At 52.1% G+C, this 18,570-nt stretch carries 20 protein-coding genes and 2 pseudogenes; 12 read left to right on the forward strand and 10 right to left on the reverse strand.

Going from position 1 to position 18,570, the window contains the following annotated elements; all coding sequences use genetic code 11:
- Positions 1-139 precede the first annotated feature (139 nt).
- The 3 genes from AC3RPL_RS15300 to AC3RPL_RS15310 are packed head-to-tail and all read right to left on the reverse strand — an operon-like array spanning position 140 to position 1,346.
- On the reverse strand, positions 140-424 hold the full coding sequence (locus AC3RPL_RS15300) for a hypothetical protein (protein WP_490740620.1): 285 nt from the start codon (positions 422-424) through the stop codon (positions 140-142).
- Complete coding sequence (locus AC3RPL_RS15305; protein ID WP_490740621.1) at positions 421-1,086, reverse strand: DUF8812 domain-containing protein; 666 nt, start codon at positions 1,084-1,086, stop codon at positions 421-423. The genes AC3RPL_RS15300 and AC3RPL_RS15305 overlap by 4 nt, the downstream gene beginning before the upstream one ends.
- Entirely contained in the window at positions 1,002-1,346 is a 345-nt protein-coding gene (locus AC3RPL_RS15310; protein ID WP_490740622.1) for a peptidoglycan-binding domain-containing protein, read from the reverse strand. The genes AC3RPL_RS15305 and AC3RPL_RS15310 overlap by 85 nt, the downstream gene beginning before the upstream one ends.
- Positions 1,347-2,067: 721 nt before the next feature.
- Between AC3RPL_RS15310 and AC3RPL_RS15315 the strand changes: the two genes are divergently transcribed.
- On the forward strand, positions 2,068-2,292 hold the full coding sequence (locus AC3RPL_RS15315; RefSeq protein ID WP_490740623.1) for a hypothetical protein: 225 nt from the start codon (positions 2,068-2,070) through the stop codon (positions 2,290-2,292).
- 89 nt (positions 2,293-2,381) lie between these two features.
- Complete coding sequence (locus AC3RPL_RS15320; protein WP_490740624.1) at positions 2,382-3,419, forward strand: acyltransferase; 1,038 nt, start codon at positions 2,382-2,384, stop codon at positions 3,417-3,419.
- Positions 3,420-3,492: 73 nt separating this feature from the next.
- Here the strand turns inward: AC3RPL_RS15320 and AC3RPL_RS15325 are convergent, their stop codons facing one another.
- Positions 3,493-3,723: a hypothetical protein gene (locus AC3RPL_RS15325; RefSeq protein WP_490740625.1), complete on the reverse strand. Its 231-nt coding sequence runs from the start codon at positions 3,721-3,723 to the stop codon at positions 3,493-3,495.
- 75 nt (positions 3,724-3,798) lie between these two features.
- A complete protein-coding gene (locus tag AC3RPL_RS15330) occupies positions 3,799-4,386 on the reverse strand; it encodes a class I SAM-dependent methyltransferase (protein WP_034933702.1) in 588 nt (195 codons plus the stop codon).
- Between the two features lie 560 nt (positions 4,387-4,946).
- Here AC3RPL_RS15330 and yjbE point away from each other — a divergent pair.
- Together yjbE and AC3RPL_RS15340 are read left to right on the forward strand one after the other, a co-directional pair.
- Positions 4,947-5,198 (forward strand): exopolysaccharide production protein YjbE, encoded by a 252-nt coding sequence (yjbE, locus tag AC3RPL_RS15335; RefSeq protein ID WP_490740626.1) that lies wholly within the window; start codon positions 4,947-4,949, stop codon positions 5,196-5,198.
- Between the two features lie 216 nt (positions 5,199-5,414).
- Positions 5,415-5,615: a hypothetical protein gene (locus AC3RPL_RS15340; protein WP_034933708.1), complete on the forward strand. Its 201-nt coding sequence runs from the start codon at positions 5,415-5,417 to the stop codon at positions 5,613-5,615.
- A 152-nt stretch (positions 5,616-5,767) separates the two neighbouring features.
- On the opposite strand, the gene AC3RPL_RS15345 is transcribed toward AC3RPL_RS15340, so the two are convergent.
- Positions 5,768-6,916 carry a Gfo/Idh/MocA family protein gene (locus AC3RPL_RS15345; protein WP_490740627.1) on the reverse strand — a complete coding sequence of 383 codons (1,149 nt, stop codon included), beginning with the start codon at positions 6,914-6,916 and terminating at the stop codon, positions 5,768-5,770.
- Between the two features lie 309 nt (positions 6,917-7,225).
- Between AC3RPL_RS15345 and AC3RPL_RS15350 the strand changes: the two genes are divergently transcribed.
- Both AC3RPL_RS15350 and AC3RPL_RS15355 read left to right on the forward strand, forming a co-directional pair.
- Positions 7,226-8,089: a glucosamine kinase nucleotide-binding domain-containing protein gene (locus AC3RPL_RS15350; protein ID WP_490740628.1), complete on the forward strand. Its 864-nt coding sequence runs from the start codon at positions 7,226-7,228 to the stop codon at positions 8,087-8,089.
- Positions 8,090-8,156: 67 nt separating this feature from the next.
- Positions 8,157-9,263 (forward strand): ROK family transcriptional regulator, encoded by a 1,107-nt coding sequence (locus tag AC3RPL_RS15355; RefSeq protein ID WP_490740629.1) that lies wholly within the window; start codon positions 8,157-8,159, stop codon positions 9,261-9,263.
- Between the two features lies 1 nt (position 9,264).
- Here the strand turns inward: AC3RPL_RS15355 and AC3RPL_RS15360 are convergent, their stop codons facing one another.
- Together AC3RPL_RS15360 and AC3RPL_RS15365 are read right to left on the reverse strand one after the other, a co-directional pair.
- Positions 9,265-10,356, reverse strand: coding sequence for an ABC transporter ATP-binding protein (locus AC3RPL_RS15360; RefSeq protein ID WP_490740630.1), 1,092 nt, complete (start codon positions 10,354-10,356; stop codon positions 9,265-9,267).
- Between the two features lie 7 nt (positions 10,357-10,363).
- Positions 10,364-10,969, reverse strand: a complete 606-nt coding sequence (locus AC3RPL_RS15365) for a GNAT family N-acetyltransferase (protein ID WP_490740631.1) — start codon at positions 10,967-10,969, stop codon at positions 10,364-10,366.
- Positions 10,970-11,551: 582 nt separating this feature from the next.
- On the opposite strand from AC3RPL_RS15365, the gene AC3RPL_RS15370 reads away from it, so the two are divergent.
- From AC3RPL_RS15370 to AC3RPL_RS15395, 6 genes and pseudogenes are all read left to right on the forward strand, one after another.
- On the forward strand, positions 11,552-12,856 hold the full coding sequence (locus AC3RPL_RS15370) for an extracellular solute-binding protein (protein ID WP_490740717.1): 1,305 nt from the start codon (positions 11,552-11,554) through the stop codon (positions 12,854-12,856).
- Positions 12,857-12,919: 63 nt separating this feature from the next.
- Entirely contained in the window at positions 12,920-13,792 is an 873-nt protein-coding gene (locus AC3RPL_RS15375) for a carbohydrate ABC transporter permease (protein WP_367168649.1), read from the forward strand.
- On the forward strand, positions 13,792-14,607 hold the full coding sequence (locus tag AC3RPL_RS15380; protein WP_490740632.1) for a carbohydrate ABC transporter permease: 816 nt from the start codon (positions 13,792-13,794) through the stop codon (positions 14,605-14,607). Before AC3RPL_RS15375 ends, AC3RPL_RS15380 begins: the two co-directional genes overlap by 1 nt.
- Positions 14,608-14,935: 328 nt before the next feature.
- Positions 14,936-15,307, forward strand: a complete 372-nt coding sequence (locus AC3RPL_RS15385) for a hypothetical protein (RefSeq protein ID WP_490740633.1) — start codon at positions 14,936-14,938, stop codon at positions 15,305-15,307.
- Between the two features lie 250 nt (positions 15,308-15,557).
- Positions 15,558-15,968 (forward strand): annotated as a pseudogene (locus tag AC3RPL_RS15390) (MFS transporter); the annotation flags it as partial.
- Between the two features lie 184 nt (positions 15,969-16,152).
- Complete coding sequence (locus AC3RPL_RS15395; protein WP_490738814.1) at positions 16,153-17,250, forward strand: tyrosine-type recombinase/integrase; 1,098 nt, start codon at positions 16,153-16,155, stop codon at positions 17,248-17,250.
- Between the two features lie 6 nt (positions 17,251-17,256).
- On the opposite strand, the gene AC3RPL_RS15400 is transcribed toward AC3RPL_RS15395, so the two are convergent.
- Both AC3RPL_RS15400 and AC3RPL_RS15405 read right to left on the reverse strand, forming a co-directional pair.
- Positions 17,257-17,700, reverse strand: coding sequence for a tail fiber assembly protein (locus AC3RPL_RS15400; protein WP_490738815.1), 444 nt, complete (start codon positions 17,698-17,700; stop codon positions 17,257-17,259).
- Position 17,701: 1 nt separating this feature from the next.
- Positions 17,702-18,570, reverse strand: a pseudogene (locus AC3RPL_RS15405) (hypothetical protein); the annotation flags it as partial.

Raw genomic sequence — 18,570 nt, forward strand, 5'->3', positions numbered from 1 at the left:
TAAGATGAATCTCTTCCTCGTGTCGCTTATTCAGGTTGATTTCGCACTGGTCAATAAAGGATTGATAATCATAAGCGTCTTCATCAAGCTTGGTCGCCACCGCAAGGCACATCTTTTTGCGGTACTGCTTCCATATTTTCTATGCCATCAAAAAACGTTTACTGTACATATCACCCGATGTTATCGGGATATTCTCTACGCCATTAAACGGGCCAGGGTTATTAGCTTTAATTCGTTTATCCGTTTCTGAAATTAAAGCATCCAGATGAGTTTCACTCTGCTGCTTTGCCTTTGAAAGACAATCATTTTGTTGGACCGGTTCACTATATTGCCTGAAGCACGTCTGCCCTTCCGTGCTCTCGAACAAGGCGGTCATTGCTGATGAAGAAAAGAGGAAAAGGACCATCAATTTTAATAATTTCATTTCAGATACCTTAACCTTTTTCGCTGTTGTTCATATCTCATCAAATTCATGTCGTTTCTTATAAAAAATGCCAGCGCTTTTTTGCCATTGATCGCTGCCCTGATGAGATCTGGCGCACTGTGCACTCCCTGATAAAAAATATCGACAACCACGTCTCTGACTTTCCTGTCCAGCGCATGCCATGATGGGGCGCCGGGCACACTCTTCGCCACTTTGCCGTACAGACTGCGCGCCTGAGCAAGTTTGGCCTGATAGGCAATCGCAAACAGCTGTACCTGCTGTTTATGGCTGATCTCCCCCACCAGTGGCCCGTACACCTGCACAAACTCTCTGGCCGGACGGCTCTTCAGGTGCGCTGCCTTCGAGCAAATCACCGCTTTGTACTCCTCGATTCCCGCCTGCATGAGCGTGGCATGAATCTCACCTCGACTCCTTCTTCCCATGTCGTAACCCCGACCGAGCGTGACGCCCGAATTACCCATCGGTGGGCTGTGCAGCACGCGCGAAAAAAAGGGATAGTGCGACTGCCTGAAGGGTGCCACGGCGGTGAGATAGTCCACACCCTCTGCGTCAAAAGTTATCTGGCCTTCGTGCACGTGAAGCGGGCCGATGGTATTGCGTGGTCGCCAGTGAGGGCTGAGCGCCCTGCTGACGGCCTGCATAAAAAATGTATCACCGGTATCACCAGCCAGGAGGGCGAGAGCGTCAGCAGCCGCTGATACCAGCGAATCGCCTCAATGGTGCCCTGCCCGCACCGCCCGTCAACGATGAGGCGTCGTCCGGTGACCAGCGGGTAACCCGCGTCGGAAATCATCTGCTGAAGTTTTTTGACGTCGGCAGGCGCATTGCTGCCACAGGCCCCCACCGACGAAGAAAGACGTCCGGGGTAGATTGCCCCTTGCGCCATAGCGTGTCCTTTCATATTCGTTCCCTCCTGTGGAATTTCATTTTTGACCAGTAAGATAGCGCCAGCGGCCGGGCTCAATGATGGAATTAACAGATGCACCAGTAGCCGGACGAGCGTTGTCTCAGAAAATGATTGCGATACAGGTTAATAACCGTTCACAACCAAAAAACTGAAAGGTGATTTTTACAAAATAAAAAAAGTCCCTGTCTGATTCAGGGTCCTGACTCTCATTTTTATCTGCCGCTGTACAAATGACCGCAGTAACTTAGAATTCACCGCGATCAATCTGCGGTAAAAACATTCGCCCGGGTTGTCCTGTCTGAAATTAACGTTCCGTCTGTTGAACGTTCAGGTACAGTGAACGGCTGAAAAAAGCCTCACCGGTAATACAGAATTATCTGGTAATTGCAGCCTGACTTAACTCAAATGGTCTGAAAAATTGGCAGTTTCTTCCTCCGATGTTCATTCGCACAGCAATTAACGGAGCATCAGCCCTGCAAATAAAACCATCTCTATCAATAGATTGAGAAAAGCCCCGCGTCTTTAACATCCGAAAATCCGTGCCCCGGGGTAAATAACCAGCCATGTTGAATTTACTCCCAGTTTATTCCGATATTGCAGCACGGACCTTGCAGCAAGCCCGGTGCTGGCGCTACCGTTAAGCCTCTGACTGGCAGCGCCGATAAAACAGGAACGCCAGATAACTTCACTGCTGGTTATGTCGATGATGAAAGGAATGAATAAGCGGATTTCGCTGGTCGCCATGATTATTTTTACCGGCACGGTGATGCCGACACAGGCTGAAAAAACCACGGTTGCGTTATCTCAGGAACAGGATGGCGGCACGGCAGGCCGTGCCTGCATGTATATTCACCAGGGCAAAGCGGAATATGTGATGGTGCAACCTGATGCTGTCTGTCCGGCCAGCGTCACGCTGGATGTGACAACTTCGAGTACCTGATGCTTTTTTCGCGCCTCAAGATACGTCACTGCGGCGGAGTATGTTACCTTTAGCCTGTTGACAATTAATCTGACAGGCTGCGGTAAAGCATGATAGTGACAAGGACTCAGGCGTTTAAAACAATCAATCTTAAACTGCTTACTCTGTTAGCGACATTTCTGGTCATTCTGTTGCATACGGCAGCCGTTCCCTTCAGCTATTTTCACCTGGCGTGGTCGGTCTCCGTCACCTATGAAGTACTGGGACGTATCGCTTTTCCACTTTATTTACTGATTGCTGGCTATCACTCATTAAATAAAAATGAATCGTTGCTCAGCACCCTGAAAAAACGGGTGATGAATCTGGTGATTCCACTGATTGTCTGGTCGGCCATCTATCTTTTCTACAATCAACGAATTAATGCCAACACGCAAGCCATCAGTTTTCTGGAGCTGTTCAGTAAGCCCGCTTATCCACATCTCTGGTTTATTTATACCCTGATCTTGTTGTATCTGGTGACACCGCTGTTAAATACGTTTATTCAGAATGGCAGCCGACAACGGATTAATTATACTCTTGCCGTCTGGTTTGCCCTGGCATCGGTTTATATGCTGTTTGATAATGTCAAAATCAACCTGCTGGAAAGTCAGCCTATCCCCTCTCCCAGTAATATTGATAAAGTTATTTATCTTTCCGGATTTTATATTATTGGTGGCGTGGTCAGACGATTCAACATTAATCCTAAAGTAACCATTTCGACTATTATCTTTATTATTTCAACCGTACTGACGGCGGTGATGACCTACTCGTTATCCATCAGCACTTTCGCACCTAATCAGGTTTTTCTGTTTTATTCCGCTCCCACGCTGGTGGTGGTCTCTTTATCCTGCTTTTTTATGCTGCTGAATGCCGAATTTCGCTGGAAAAAATGGGTGTTCAATCTGGTTCGCAGCCTGTCGAGGCTGAGCCTGGGAATTTTCTTTGTGCACATTATCGTGCTGGAGACGATTTTGTCGTTTCTGAGGATTAACTTCGAGGGATACTATTCGGCCCTGACCATTCCGCTGGTCGCACTGGCCTGTTTTGTCATCTCGGCCGCCATCGTCTGGCTACTGCGGCTGATACCGTTGCTACGCAAAATAACCTGATATTGCAGCTACATGCACGGTCACGCTAGCGGTGACCGTGCTTCCGGCAATATGGCCGGCTTGCCACAGAACGTTAAGAGGCCGCAACAGCAAACCTGTGTGGCTGATTAATTGCCTTCCGGGCAATCCAGTAAAGCAAGATGCGTTCTTCATCGTTATCCTGATCGGCCATCGCTAACAGCTTAAGCGCCAGCGTGGCTTTATTAACCGGCTGTCCGGTAACGCTGAGATCAACCACCGCTTTGCCAATAATGGTGCAGACTTCTTCCTCATTTGATACGGGTAAATCGGTTTCAGTGCTCATCTTCTCCTCCTGTTATGGATAAAAACTAAGCCTGGCAAAGATACCGGAGATTGCCATCTCAAAACATCACACCACTCAGCTACCGTCTCCAGCCTGCTGTGGGAGATTATCCAGAGAATGACAGCGATAGACCCAGGCAGGCGGCAGATTGCGCAGTACGCGAGTACGGTTCCAGGCAAAGTAGCCGGAGAGTAACGGTTCAGAGAGCGAGGTGTACTGAAACTGTACAAATACGCCCTGCGGGCTAAGCAGTGAGGCGGCACGGGATAAAATGCCATGCCTGACCGAATGAGGCAGCGACAACAGCGGCAGGCCGGAGAAAATCGCGTCATAGTGTCCACTGAGCGTCTCAGCCGAGTCTCCTGTCACCTCAAGCCGCGCATCGTTAATTTCCTGCAACTGGGTGTGGAAACGCGGATTGGTTTCAAATGCCAGCAATGAGGCATCGGGTCGCATCCGGGCCAACAGATGGCGGGTTAGCACGCCATCCCCCGCGCCCAGCTCTGCGATGTGCTGACAGCGGTTCCAGTCCACCGCATCAGACATCGTGGTGCACAACGACATTGATGAAGGTGCGATAGTGCCTGTTTTTCGTGGTTCGGAGATGAATTCCTGCAAATAACCGGTCTTATCTTTAATCCAGGAAAACGCCGTTAATAACATACAGTCACCCCTGACGAGAAATAATCACTCCAGTAGGCCACAAGAAACTTAACGAGTTCTTAAAACCTGACGTGGAAGGAGAAAAATTAAGATTATTCGCATACATTGCCGCCATCTGGTGGGATGACATTCACATTCCCTTACAGACAATAATATTGTCACACAGCTGAGCCTGATGCGTTATAAAGGTTTACTCACCCGACTGAAGCAGAAAGATAGCGCCAGCGTTTAATCTGAAAATCAGCATTGCACTCAACTCATTCCTGGCGCTTATTTCAGGCCAGCGGGTTATTTTTCTCTTTGGCAGAGTACGCTCTCCGACATTAAGATAATTCCGCAATTTTTTCGTCCTGAAGCCAGCCGGTCATCTGCTGCTCTTTCCTGCGAATTGCTGTCAACCGTCGAGCCATTAAAATTATCTGGAAATAAGTGGTACTGTTTATCGCTCAACATAATCAGACCTGCAATAAATCCTGCTTTATCGCCCTGTTTTAAATGTAAAAAATTAAAACTATTCTCCCTGACGAGTTTTCCGGACACCATTTGGGGATGAATAAGAAATGAAAAGAATAAGTGCGTCTTTGTTGTTACTGATCGCCACATGCACCAGCACGGTGTATGCCGCACCGGCCAGCGGAGAAGCAGCCGGAAGTGCAGCCACTACCCTCGCTGAGGGTAACTCCAATGCCATGGGTCTGGGGGGGATCGCGGCACTCCTCGGTGTGGCACTGGCAACGATGGGAGGCGGTGGCGACGGCGATGGTTCAACCACCACCACCAGTACCAGCACTACTACCAGTACGCAGCATTGAGTATTTTGCGATAACACGCACCAGCACCGGCCTCATCTTAATCGATGGCCGGATAGCGGTCCCTGCCACTGCCGCAGTGCATCATCAGCGGCTGAAAGTGGCAGGATTAACCGATAACATCAGGCGCTGAAACGCGGCCATCTGGCTTGATAAAACCCCGCCGCTCCGCTTATCACCTATACTTGGGTCTGGTCTGGTACGTCAACGGAGTGAGCTATGTTGATTGGCTTCGTATTACTCGTCAGCGCATGTGGTCACGATGCCTGTGACGCCCTGCCCGTATCCGAACACCTTTTTCCCACCCGTGCCGCCTGCCAGCGCATTGCCGATCGTATCCATGAAAGGCGTCCAGGCGCGGTGCTGATGTGCGGTGAAGTCTGGCGCAATCAGGGCAGTGAAGAAACAAGAGTCAACTGACAGGCACGTCAGCGGCTTTTTTCTCTCCCTTCGCCGCCATAAAAGCTGGAGCATAAAAAGAATCTCCAGCGGACATTTACTTCATCACCGCGATGATGAAACGCAGCAAAAATCGCTGTCGGGACAGTCATACCACAGACGCCGGGGTGAGTTTATCGCCCCAGGCAGGCATCAAAAGCCGCCCAGCTGTCGCTCAGATCAATGACCGTGCGCGATTTACGCGCCTGATCAATTTTAATTGCCGTCAGACCGGCTTCCAGCGCATCAATTACTGACACCTTTAGCGGCGAGCCGGTTTTAATATGCCTGACAATTTCCGCCGCCATTAACGCATCTGCGCCATAGTGACCATCATAGGCATTTCCCTCGTACCGGGTGGATACCGTTTTCTCCCCGGTGCGGGCATCGTGTACCTGGAAATAGTTACGGACAAAATCCCCTTCGGCCATGCCGTCTGTGCCCATCACACAGAAGCGGCGGAACTCGTCCGGGACATTGAGATTGGCATGGAATGCCAGCGTCGCACCGCCGCTGTACTCCACGATGGCGGTCTGGTAATCAACAATATCAGCATCACTGTCAAACACCGCATCCGTTGACGACCAGCCACTGGGTTTGACGTGGTAGAGGGTTGAGTCGGCGGTAACCTCTCCCTGCGGCGCGTGCTGTGGCGTAAAAGATTTACGACCACCAAAACTGGCAACGCGCACGGGCCGCTCAGCCATCAGCCCCTGATACAGATCGATATCATGGCAACATTTTTCAAGGATATAAGGCCCGGCATAGCGCTCATAACGACGCCAGTCGCGCATGAAGAAGGCGCCATGATAAGGCTTGATGTGTTCGGTGGCTTCAATGGAGGTTATTTCCCCCAGCTGGTTTTGCGCTTTCGCCTGGAGCAAATCGTGGTACAGCGGCGAATAGCGTAACACCAGCCCAACAAGGATATTCTGTTCACCGTACTGTGCCACCAGTTTTGCCAGCGCCAGGGTCTGTGGTTCATCTACCACCACCGGCTTTTCGGTGAAAACACGCACGCCGGCCTCCAGACCGGCCTGGATATGCTCCAGATGCAGATAGTTGGGAGAGCCGACCATCAGCAGATCAAAACCGCCAGCAGACAGCATATCATCCAGCGAGGCAAATGCTTTTCCTGCGGGAATACCAAATTTTTCCAGGCCCGGCAGCCCGGCCGGAGCGGGATCAACATAACCAACAACAGTGAAATCCGGGTCTGCCTTTTTAAACTCATTTACCACGTTAGAGAGACGAAAGCCCAGCCCGACGATAGCTACTTTCATATTGGCCCCTGCCTGAGTGATTCAGGCTACATTACTGGTTGTCACCGTCAGAGTGCAGATTCAGTCCGACGCGCCTGTGTTATTATTCAGCACCAACTTATTACGACAGAAAAACTAATGTCAACAATCAAAGCCAAAACCAAAAAAGATAAAAACATTAATCAACTGATTTTTATAAAATTAATTTAAATTAAATCATCCATATTTATTTGTTATTGCGATTTAAGTTTTTTTAACTTATCGTAGCGACTCGCTCATACAAGCCCGTTATTTCGTGGATTACGCACCAGCGCCGGTCACGGGAGGATCATGCAACCTGAATTTTTGATCGGCGTCGATGGCGGAGGAACACACTGCCGTGCCCGCCTCGCCGCCGCTGATGGCACCGTGCTGGCCGAATGTAAAAGTGGGGCCGCGAATGTTTATTCCGACTTTGACACCGCGCTACTGACTCTCAACGCGCTGTTTGAGCAAACCCTCAGGGCTACCGGCCTGACATCCGCTATCTGGCAGAAAACCCGTGCCGTGCTGGGGCTGGCCGGTGCCAATGTGCCTTCGGTCATTACCCGCCTGCATCAGATCCCTTTCCCCTTCGCCCGCGTGACGCTGCTGTCAGACGTGGAAATTGCCTGTACCGGCGCACACGGTGGTGAGCCGGGCGCGGTGCTGATTGTCGGAACCGGTAGCCAGGGCGTGGTGTGGGATGGTGCAGATTTCCGGCATATCGGCGGCTGGGGCTTTGCCCTTTCCGATCAGGGCTCCGGGGCGATTCTTGGACAGCGTGCGATACGCAAATCGTTGCAGGCCCATGAAGGCTTGATCCCTTCCAGCCCGCTGACCACTCAGGTTATGGGCCACTTCAGTCACTCGCCTGACGAGCTTCTGTGCTGGAGCAGGTCCGCCACGCCGGGCGACTGGGGGCAATTTTCGCCATGGGCCTTTGACGCCGCCCGGCAGGGGGATCCCCTGGCGGAATCGCTGATTGCCGAAACGGCTGCGGAGATTGCGCAGATGGCCGATGCCCTGACCGGCAACGGTCAGTGGCCGCTGGCACTGATGGGGGGGCTGGCAGCACCGGTACTTCCCTGGCTCTCGCAGGCGCTGCGCGAGAAAATCGTCCCGGCGCGCAACGATGCGTTGTCAGGCGCATTGCAACTGGCGCGGCGCTGCTGATGCTACCCGGCGGCCGCAACTGTGGCACAGGCTGCCGCTTACTTTTTCGTTGAGACACCCTCCGGATATGATGGCTCCAAACGTTACCGCACGCATTCTGCGGCTTATAGTTGAAAACGCACCGGTCAGTCAGTCCGATTTGAAAGTGCGTAGTGGACTGAGTATGTCCACCGTTTCTCAGGCAACTAACCGCCTGCTGAGCCTCGGTATCATCGAGGAAAAAGGGCTGAAGCGTGTTTCGATGGGGCGTCCCAAAACGCTGCTCGGCCTGAACCCGGACTATGCCACCGTGGTCGGTATCCAGCTGAATGCCGAGCGCAACCTGATTGTGCTGACCGATTTGACCGGCAACCTGATTGTCGAGCAGCAGATCCCCTCCGGCGAGCTGACGCCAGCACAGCTGAGCGACGCGCTCGCTCGTTTTCTCAAAACCGTCAATGACAAACGCGTGGCGGCAATCGGTCTGGCGCTTGCCGGACTGGTCGATCCCACCACCGGCCACTGCCTGCGTTCCACGGTGTTGAACTGGCAGTACGTGGCTATCGCTTCATTACTTGAACAGCGCTTTGCTATCCCGGTTTATATTGAAAATGATGCGAATGCACTGGCGCTGGCTACGCTGGTTTTTGGTCAGTTGGGCAACGCGCAATCGGCAGTTATCGCCACCTACGGCAAGGGGATTGGTGCGGGAATTATTCTGGAACGCACGCTGTATCGCGGACGGACCGGCACGGCGGGAGAAATTGGCAATGCGCTGCTGAGCAACGGCTCCACGCTGGAAGAAGTGGCCTCATCTAAGGCCATTTTACGCATTCTGCAAGAGGCGGGGGAAACGCCGGTGCCAAACCTGGAGGCGCTGGACACGCATCCGTCACCGCTGGCACTGGAAGTCATGGCAACGGCCGGACAGCAGCTGGGGATTTCACTGGCAAATCTCGCCGTGGCTTACGACCCCGATATTATTTATCTGGCGATGGAGCCTCAGATGGCTTCACGTATTCTGCTCGATCACATCAACCAGAGCTTCCGCGAATATCGCCTGAAACTGACGCCACAGGTTACCCCGTTGCAGTTTCTGACTGACTCAAACCGCATGTGGGCGCTGGGTGCCGCAGGCTTCGCGGTGAACCGGCTGATTGATGTGCTGTCGGCCGAGGCAGACAGCGAAACCTGAATTAACGCACGCGCTGGCCCTGCCTGCCAAACAGCAGGCAGTGCGCCGGGTTAAGCGCCAGTTGCATCCTTTCCCCCACTGCCACCTCATCCATCTGCCTGGCTTCGATCACCAGCAGGTTTTCACCGCCACAATCCAGATAGAGATAGCTGGTATGCCCCAGTCGTTCGGCATACGACAGCCTGGCGGAAAAAATATCATCCGGATTCGCCCCTGCCGCTGCGGCAAAGTGCTCCGGTCGGATGCCCAGCGTCAGCTGTTGACCGGATTGCAATGGCTGCTGCACCGGCAGGCTCAGCGACGTCAGATTCAGTTCCGGCACCGACAGCTGGACCCTGCCTGACGAAGCAGCAACCACCTGCGCACGAAGGAAATTCATTTTGGGAGAACCAATAAAACCTGCAACAAACTGATTATCCGGGTCATGATAAAGCGCCAGCGGGGCACCCACCTGCTCAATCTGCCCCTGACGCAGCACCACTATCCGGTCGGCCAGGGTCATCGCCTCCAGCTGATCGTGGGTGACATAAATCATGGTGTTGCCCAGGCTCCCGTGCAGTTTCGCAATCTCAATGCGCATTTGCAGCCGCAGCTCTGCATCCAGATTGGAAAGCGGCTCGTCAAACAGGAAAATGTCCGGTTGGCGGATAATTGCCCGACCTATTGCCACGCGCTGCCGCTGACCGCCGGATAGGGCTCTTGGCAGCCTGTCCAGCAGTTCGGTCAGATGCAGCTTCTCAGCGGTGGCGGCAATCTGGCGTTCAATTTCTGCCTTCGGGCGCTTTGCCACTTCCAGTGGATAAGCCAGATTGCCTTTTACCGACATATTGGGATAGAGCGCATAGGACTGAAAAACCATCGCAATACCGCGCTCGGTGGCAGGCTGATGTGTCATATCTTTACCGTTGATCAGCAGCTTACCCTGGCTTATCTCTTCCAGCCCGGCAATCATTCTCAGCAGCGTTGACTTGCCACAGCCCGACGGGCCGACAAAGACAATAAATTCACCCTTCGCAATCTGCAAATCGATGCCGTGGATCACGTTGACATGGTCGTAAGACTTTTTGACGTTGCTTAATTGCAGTGTGCCCATAGCGCCCTCAGTTCAGATCCTGCCCCATATAGATGGCATTGCTGCGAAATAAAAAATGGAAACCCAGACGCTGATAAAAAGCGGTGACCGGCTCATTTTGTAAGCTGATACCAACGTAAACCCCTTTCACCCCGGCGGCTTTCAGCGCGGCCAGTTGCTGTACAACCAGCCGCCGTCCCCAGCCACCGCGCTGTGCCTCCGGCAGCAGGTTAATATGCAGATGGGCTGGAAAAGGCGTGGTCAGCGCCTCCGACGCCGTTTCGGGATGACGTACGGAATCCAGAATTTTGCTGTCCAGCGCCGCAACCGGCTGACGTTCGCTTAAGCGCTCCGCCACCTGCGGCCACCACGCCTGCGCCAGCCGCCGCTCGAAGGCCACAGTATCCGGCGCGGCAACCACATAGCCCACCACCTTCTGTTCCTTTTCCAGTACAAAAGCAAAGTCCGGGGCAAAGCGGGCGTAAGGGACGGCAAAACGCAGGCCGGGATAGTGCGGATCGGAATAGAGTTCGCTGGCATCTTTGCCCGCATCGGCGGTTTTCAGGCAGATTTCATACAGCGCGTCTGTATCGCTGGCCGTTGCCTGACGAATACGTCCTTCAGCAAAAGTCATTATCAGCACCCATCACATGGTGATTAACAAGTCACCAACTTAAATAAAAGCGACTTAGTTTTCAACATAAAATAATTAGCTCAACGGGCAGGCAACTGCTGATTATTCTGTCAGGGATCACAGTCTGAAAATTTACGCAGCGCTCGTGGCGGGCTGAAAAGCCAGTGCAGCGACGAAACGGCCATTTTTCGCCATCAACAGCCAGTAAAAAGTCGCTTCCCTTCGGGTTACATACTATTTTCATATGACCATTCAGCAGCTTAGAAAGAGCAGAAACGTAAGCTGCCGGACAGAGTGAATCACCACCGGCCATCACCTTCAGGCGGTCATCCGGCAACTTTCCAGGATTTAACACTGTAAAAATACCTTATTCTGGTTTTTATTGCGGGCATGGCGCGTTGTTAATCTTGCCTGGATGATGTTTGACTTTATTTAATCATTAAAGTAAGTATGAATGAAGGCTGTCAGTTACGCCCTCATACAACCTGCGGGAGAGTCGGTTGTTACCCTGAAAGGATGCGCCACTGATGCTGGAGAAACAGATCCATGTTCATTGCTGCCAGGCTTTCCCGTCATTCCCGCATGTCCCTTTCCCGTCCGGTGCTGTCGTTGTTGGCAGGCGCTTTACTGAGCACGCTGTTCCCGGCTCAGGCGGCCACCACGCTGGCTGAATGGGATATTTACAACTATCCCGCCCAGACCTGCGCCGTAGACGAAGCCATTAAAACATTCACCGCCAGCAATCCCGGCGTGACCATTGAACGCTCGGTGCACTCTTTTGATGACACCCGCATCCCACTGAAACTTTCTCTCAACTCCGGTGATGGTCCGCAGATTGCTCAGGTTAATCAGGGCGGTGGCGATATGGGCGCACTGGTAAAAGAGAAGCTGCTGATCCCGCTGGATGATTATGCAAAACAGTACGGCTGGACCACTCGCTTTCCTGATTCAATTCTGAAACGTAACCGCTGGTCAGATAAACAGGAATTCGGCAGCGGTAAGCTTTACGGCGTTGCCAGCCTAGGGGAAATGGTGGGGCTTTATTACAACAAGGCATTACTGGATAAAGCGGGGATCGCTCCGCCGAAAACGTGGTCGGAATTTGAAGCCGCCCTGGCAAAACTGAAAGAACAGGGAACGCCGCCGCTGATGTTGGGTCTGCTTGACGGTTCAGCAGGACAGCAGATGCTGACCACGCTGTGGCAGGGCCAGATCCCCAGTAGCGACCGTAAAGGGATGGATGATTTGATCTATGACGTTGGCGGCACGTTTAAAGACGCCAGATTACAAAAAGCCGCCCGGGTGATGCAGGAATGGAACCATAAGGGCTACTTCTTCCCTGGTTTCCAGGGGATTGGTAAAGATGATGCCGCCACCCTGTTCCAGAGCGGGCAGGCGGCCTTTTTTGTCAGTGGTACCTGGTATATGGGGCAATTTAAAGAGAATAAGGACATTCATTTCGCCGCGTTCCCTCCGGCTGATGGCGTAAAAGAACCCTTAATGGTCGGGGGCACCGACCTGCCTTTCTCCATTACCCTGACGGCAAAAACCAAAGCACAACAGGATGCGGCGGCAAAATATATCGACTACATCGTTTCCGACCAGATGGCAGATAAGTGGCTGAAGGCCGGTTTCCTGCCCGCCAGCGCCAACAAGAACGCCCGCCTGCCTGCGGATAACCCTCTGCTGGCTGATGTTTACAACGTCTGGACTGCGGTGAACCAGCATGACGGTCTGGGTCATTACGTTGACTGGGCCACACCAACGATGGGCGATGCGCTGAACGAAAATGTGCAGCTGCTGCTGGCGGATAAGCAGACGCCACAGCAGATGAGTGAAAAACTGGATGCTAACTATCAGCAGTATCTCACCAGCCTGAAAAAATAATCTCCAGGCCCGGCGCACGGCGTCCGGGCGCTTTATTCCGCAGTATGCAGGGAGAACATCGCCATGCTTAATAAATCACCACTGCAAAATGCCCTGTATATTTTGCCCGCCTTACTGGTCTATGCGCTTTTTTTGCTGTTCCCGCTGCTGGTATCCGTCGGCGTCAGCCTGACCTCATGGGACGGAGCCACGCGACCAATATTTATTGGTCTGGACAATTTCGTGCAGATGTTCCGCGACCCGGTGTTCTGGATATCGATCAAAAACAACGCGCTGTTGATGCTGTTTTATACCCTGATCCCACTCTGTATTGGCCTGTTGCTTTGCAGTTTTCTTAATGACACTCGCAACCCCCGCGAGCGCAGCGTTTTACGCATTCTGTTTTTTCTGCCTTACATCATGCCGATGGCCGTACTGGGGGTGGTATGGCGCTGGCTGTATAACCCGGCGTTTGGCCCCATTGACCATTTTTTCCGTGCCGTCGGCCTGCCTCAGTTCGCCCTCTCATGGCTGGGGGATTTTAACTGGGCCTTACCGGCTGTGGGTCTGGTCGCGACCTGGTATTTTTTTGGTTTTTGCCTGGTGCTGTTTATGTCGGGCATCCAGCGAATGGATCCCTCCCTGCTCGAAGCCGCCGATCTTGATGGTTCGTCACGCAGGCAGAAATTTATCCGCATCACCCTGCCGGGCCTGCGCCCTGAAATCCGCGTGGCGCTGCTGCTGACGGTGATTTCCAGCCTGAAAGCCTTTGATCTGGTCTATGTGATGACCCACGGCGGGCCGGGCACCTCCACGCTGGTCACCAATTTATATATGTATCAACAGGGCTTCGATCTGCGCCACTACGGCTATGCGTCGGCGGTGGCGATAGTCGGCATGCTGCTGGTCTTTGCTATTAACAGCATTATTCATTTTGCTATCAGGGAGCGTTACTAATGCGGGGAAATTCGCTTATTTCGCGGGCGGTTATCTGGTTTGTCGCCATTGCCACGGTTCTGCCGTTTCTTATGGCGCTGCTGACGTCGTTTAAAACCCAGAGTGAGCTGTTTGCCGGTGTGTTTACCCTGCCCTCTCAGCTGAGTATTGCCAACTATCTCTCCGCCTGGCAGGAAGGTCACTTTCGCACCTATTTCCTTAACTCGGTGCTGGTGGTGTTTCCGGTGGTGATCGCCAGCATTGGGCTGGGCATTTTATCGGGATTTGGCTTCGCTTTTTTACGTGTTCCTGGCAAACGGGCTTTTGCCGCGCTGATGGCGCTGGGTATGGTGCTGCCCGGCGAAGCTTTTATCATTCCGCTGTATCACCAGTTGCACTGGATGGGTCTGACCAACACTTATCTGGCGCTGATCCTGCCGCAGGTTGCGCTGTCACTGCCGTTTACCACACTGATGATTGCCACCGCCTTCCAGCAGGTGCCCAAAGAACTGGTGGAAGCCGCAGTGATGGACGGCGCAAAACGCTGGCGGATTTTGTGGCGACTGCTGGTTCCGGCCATTGTGCCCACGCTGACCACGCTGGCGCTGTTACTGTTTATCTGGACGTGGAATGAATTTCTTATCCCGTTGATTCTGGTCAACAAAGACGAACTGCGCACGCTGCCGATCGGTATGATGTTTTTCCAGAACAAAAATACGGTAAATATCCCGGTGCTGATGGCCGGTGCCATGATTGTGATCCTGCCTTTGGTGGCCGTGTTTCTGGTCTTTCAACGCAAATTTATCAGCGGCGTGACTGAAGGCGCGGTGAAATAAGGAACAAAATTAATACATTTACTTCCCCGCCGCCTTTTTATCTGCCACCCGCTCTTTTTCATCTGGAAATCTCCCGGTCAGCGGCAGGAAAGGCCGGGGAAACCGCTGAAAACATTTACATCTCCGCTCAGGATAGCCAATTTAATAATATAAATATCAACTCATTAATAAAAAAAAGTTTGCGCTAAGCTTAGAATTTTCCGAAAAAAAGCCCTCAACTGGCTAATTTTCTTTTTTAGGTTAAATTTAAACAGCCTAGGATAAAAATAAGACGGGTAAAGGTTTAATTAAACTTAATTTTCACCAGAAAGCGGAGAGACCAATCCGTATGGATAAAGCACACTTTTATGAGCGACTGACGCGCTGGCGGCATCTGCGTTTTAATGATGTAACCCTGCGTGAGCGCGCTTACACACCGGCCTGGAATAAGAAGTACGAAGTTTATATTCTGGACAACACGCGCCTGTCCGCGCAGCTGTTCATTCGTACCACCCAGCCGGAGGAAAATACCGCGCTGATTATGGCGCAGTATCAGGCCTGGCTGGATGAGTATAATGCAATGCAGAATCCACAAATGGCGGTTATCGTCGCGGAATTATCCCCGACAAAACGGGCTTTAATGCCCGACAGCTGCCACCGGGTGCCCGCCCCCGCAAGCCCCTTTGTCCCTCTGTCAGTGCCCAGGCATAATCTGCCGTAATCCTCCTGAAATTGCCGGAATCACTCCGGCGATTGCTGCGTTATTGCTGGCCGTTCCTCACCCTGCTGTTCATCTGGCTTTGTGATGCCCCCATTTTGTCGATTTATCAGACGCTTTGCCTGTTTATTCCGCACTTTGTAATTTATTTCCCCCATTTGCTACCAAAACCTCAGCGGTGAATTAGATTTAAAACTGGTGTGACTCCTGTCACACAATAACCACAACGAGAGCATTAGCCAGGGAGTAACTTGTGACTGAACAATCAAACAGCGGGCCATCCGGCACCACGGCACTACAGCCAACCGAACCGCTGGTGAAAGTAATTGCTTTTATCGCCACGCTTGGCGGATTGCTGTTTGGCTATGACACCGGCGTTATCGCCGGCGCTCTGCTTTTTATGAAGCACGATCTGCACCTCACTTCACTGACCACCGGTATGGTCACCAGCTTTATGATTCTCGGCTCCGCCATCGGCGCGGTATTTGCCGGTCGGGTTGCCGACCGTTTTGGCCGTAAAAAAGTCATTCTGATCATGGCGATCGTCTTTATGCTGGGTTCGCTGGGCTACGCGATGGCCCCCACGGTGACCATCATGATCACCTTTCGCTTTATCCTCGGTCTGGCCGTGGGTGGCGCGGCAGCCATCGTGCCGATCTACATCGGGGCGACGCTGAAGCGGTGAGGGCCGTATTTTGGCGCTAAGCCGCTATTTACACTGGATTGGTGGGGATTACGATACTCTTTATTTTCGTGCATTTTTTATCTTTATGTCGTATTTTTTCTTTATCAGCACCCCCAGCAGCACCCCTTATTTATGGGGTGCTGAATGAAGGTAAAGGAAAATCATGGCCTACTATAGCATAGAAAAACGGCAACGCGCCGATGGTACTTTACGCTACCGCTGTACGGTGGGAGTTAAAGAAGGTGGGAAATACATCTGGAGGGAAAACCGGACATTCAGTAAACAGGCACATGCAAAAACGTGGGGTGCTGGCAGGGTTGCTGAACTGGAAACAAATGGGGTGCCGACTGCCAATGACATAAATAAAATGACTGTTGGTGACCTGTTAAAACGCTACATCAATGATCCCAATCTGGGTGGCAAAGCCGGACGCACAAAACGCTATGTACTGGATATGTTGCTGGACTGTGACATATCCGAAATGCCCCTTGCAGACCTGTCAACAAGCCACGTTATTGAGCACTGTCGCCAGCGTAACGGTGCTGGTGCCGGCCCTTCCACCATAAACCACGATGTGAGTTATCTGTCTTCCGTTCTTGCGTCCGCTAAACCTGTCTGGGGTATCGAATACACAACTAATCCTGCAACCGATGCAAGACCGCTACTGCTCCAGATGGGGCTGATCGGCAAATCCAGACGCCGCAGCCGCCGCCCGGTTAGCAACGAATTAGACAGATTGCTTGCAGGGCTGGAGGCCAGAAGCGATCACGTCGCGGCAAAAATACCCTTCGTTGATATTCTTAACTTTTCAATCCTGAGCTGTATGAGGGTAGGCGAAGTATGCAAAATTCGCTGGGATGATGTGGAAGAAAAACAAAAGGCGGTGCTGGTCAGAGACAGAAAAGATCCACGCAAAAAGTCTGGCAACCATATGCTGGTTCCGCTGCTCGGAGAAGCCTGGAATATCGTGCAGCGACAACCCAGAAACAGCGAATTGATTTTTCCCTATAATTCCCGCTCTGTCACCGCTGGTTTTCAGCGCGTCAGAAAAGCGCTGGGTATAGAAGACTTGCGATATCATGACCTGCGCCGCGAAGGAGCCAGCCGACTTTTCGAAGCAGGGTTCAGCATAGAAGAAGTGGCCCAGGTAACCGGTCATAGATCGCTTAACGTACTGTGGCAGGTTTACACAGAGCTGTATCCGAAGTCACTTCATGAAAAATTCAACATCCTGAGCACAAATGGAATTAAACAGACTTGAAGTCGTTTATGATCCTTCCTCAATCGGCGCTGTTGGTAATTCCTTCGTTCCATCCCCCGCAGCAATGTAAGCACGTAGCGCTTTGCGGTAAGTCGTCCAGGTTGCTTTTTCGGCTTTCACATATTCTTCAGTGTTCGTGTCGTTGTAATCGTCATCATCAATGCGTTGTTGCAGTGCTGTGATGTGCTCAGACGCGGAATCGTACTCTGTCTGAGCCTTCTGTAAATTTTCAATCGCGGGATCAGGCTCTGGGTTTTTCTCAAGGTGCGGGCCTGTCTCATCAAACAAGCCATAGTAGCCATCAGGGGGATTGAAGAAGGCTGTGTAATCTTCATCGCTGATGGGTTTTAGGTCGTCAGGCAGCGATCCCGCTTCAACGTATGGCTTCTGCCCTTCCTCATCTGCCGGATAAAATCCCAGAGTTTTTAAGCTGTACATATTTTTCGACATGTCAGAATCCTATTGCGATGTAGTTGATGCGCACTGTGCTGTTTGTCTGCCTGTTAGTCCCGTTAAAAACGGCATAATCAAATCCCGTTATTCGGTTGCTGTTATAGTTGATTACCATAATGCTGATGCCTGATTGATAGGCTATAACGGGAATACAGGCAATGCAGACGTTTGCGAATGTGTTCGGGTAATTGACAGTACCTTCACCTGACGCATTTGTTGTGGTAACAACAGAATCAACGACCACACGCATGTTCCTGTCGGTAAAAGGCAGTGTGAAACTGTTGTAGGTACTGATCATTCCGGCGTTAGTCAGAAATGCCTGGGCGCTTTTTTGTCCCGTGCCGCCCTGCGCTACAGACAACGCTGTAGTCAGACCGGATAGAGATGTGATGTCGCTGTTAGCGCCGCTGGCCGCTTTGCCGTTGATGCCATTGTTGATTGTTTGCTGCATTGCAGGCCAGCTGGGGCCGGTCACATTCGTGTTATCCGGCAAATTAACGGTTATGTTGCCTGATGCAGTGTAGAACTGCTGCCAGTTGGCCTTATCCAGAATCATTCCCCGCGTCATCCGGGCAACGTCATCCAGCACTTTTTGAGTGATGGCAACCTGAAGCGTAGCGGGAACAGCGTACCAGGCTACGCCGCTGGCATCCGGGCCGGTGTACGCCGTGCCAATGGTGAGAGATGTATCTGACGCGATTGCGGAAACCACCAGAGTATAAGGAGCGCCACCGATGATAACGCCGATGAAATCACCGGTTTTCAGATCAGTGGTAAACGCTGTTCCGGTTCCGTTAACCGCTGCTGAATTATTAGTTACTGCGAGTGTGCCTGCTGACATGCATTTCTCCGGGCAATAAAAAACCC

Source organism: Erwinia papayae (assembly GCF_058241465.1).

Excerpts from the sequence above, each read along its gene's own strand:
- AC3RPL_RS15400 (WP_490738815.1), bottom strand. The coding sequence starts at position 17,700 with ATGTCGAAAAATATGTACAGCTTAAAAACTCTGGGATTTTATCCGGCA.
- AC3RPL_RS15340 (WP_034933708.1), top strand. The coding sequence starts at position 5,415 with ATGTTGATTGGCTTCGTATTACTCGTCAGCGCATGTGGTCACGATGCC.
- AC3RPL_RS15370 (WP_490740717.1), top strand. The coding sequence starts at position 11,552 with ATGTCCCTTTCCCGTCCGGTGCTGTCGTTGTTGGCAGGCGCTTTACTG.
- AC3RPL_RS15320 (WP_490740624.1), top strand. The coding sequence starts at position 2,382 with ATGATAGTGACAAGGACTCAGGCGTTTAAAACAATCAATCTTAAACTG.
- AC3RPL_RS15375 (WP_367168649.1), top strand. The coding sequence starts at position 12,920 with ATGCTTAATAAATCACCACTGCAAAATGCCCTGTATATTTTGCCCGCC.
- AC3RPL_RS15345 (WP_490740627.1), bottom strand. The coding sequence starts at position 6,916 with ATGAAAGTAGCTATCGTCGGGCTGGGCTTTCGTCTCTCTAACGTGGTA.
- AC3RPL_RS15325 (WP_490740625.1), bottom strand. The coding sequence starts at position 3,723 with ATGAGCACTGAAACCGATTTACCCGTATCAAATGAGGAAGAAGTCTGC.
- AC3RPL_RS15300 (WP_490740620.1), bottom strand. The coding sequence starts at position 424 with ATGAAATTATTAAAATTGATGGTCCTTTTCCTCTTTTCTTCATCAGCA.
- AC3RPL_RS15330 (WP_034933702.1), bottom strand. The coding sequence starts at position 4,386 with ATGTTATTAACGGCGTTTTCCTGGATTAAAGATAAGACCGGTTATTTG.
- AC3RPL_RS15380 (WP_490740632.1), top strand. The coding sequence starts at position 13,792 with ATGCGGGGAAATTCGCTTATTTCGCGGGCGGTTATCTGGTTTGTCGCC.
- yjbE (WP_490740626.1), top strand. The coding sequence starts at position 4,947 with ATGAAAAGAATAAGTGCGTCTTTGTTGTTACTGATCGCCACATGCACC.
- AC3RPL_RS15310 (WP_490740622.1), bottom strand. The coding sequence starts at position 1,346 with ATGAAAGGACACGCTATGGCGCAAGGGGCAATCTACCCCGGACGTCTT.
- AC3RPL_RS15305 (WP_490740621.1), bottom strand. The coding sequence starts at position 1,086 with ATGCAGGCCGTCAGCAGGGCGCTCAGCCCTCACTGGCGACCACGCAAT.
- AC3RPL_RS15360 (WP_490740630.1), bottom strand. The coding sequence starts at position 10,356 with ATGGGCACACTGCAATTAAGCAACGTCAAAAAGTCTTACGACCATGTC.
- AC3RPL_RS15365 (WP_490740631.1), bottom strand. The coding sequence starts at position 10,969 with ATGACTTTTGCTGAAGGACGTATTCGTCAGGCAACGGCCAGCGATACA.
- AC3RPL_RS15315 (WP_490740623.1), top strand. The coding sequence starts at position 2,068 with ATGAATAAGCGGATTTCGCTGGTCGCCATGATTATTTTTACCGGCACG.
- AC3RPL_RS15385 (WP_490740633.1), top strand. The coding sequence starts at position 14,936 with ATGGATAAAGCACACTTTTATGAGCGACTGACGCGCTGGCGGCATCTG.
- AC3RPL_RS15395 (WP_490738814.1), top strand. The coding sequence starts at position 16,153 with ATGGCCTACTATAGCATAGAAAAACGGCAACGCGCCGATGGTACTTTA.
- AC3RPL_RS15355 (WP_490740629.1), top strand. The coding sequence starts at position 8,157 with ATGATGGCTCCAAACGTTACCGCACGCATTCTGCGGCTTATAGTTGAA.
- AC3RPL_RS15350 (WP_490740628.1), top strand. The coding sequence starts at position 7,226 with ATGCAACCTGAATTTTTGATCGGCGTCGATGGCGGAGGAACACACTGC.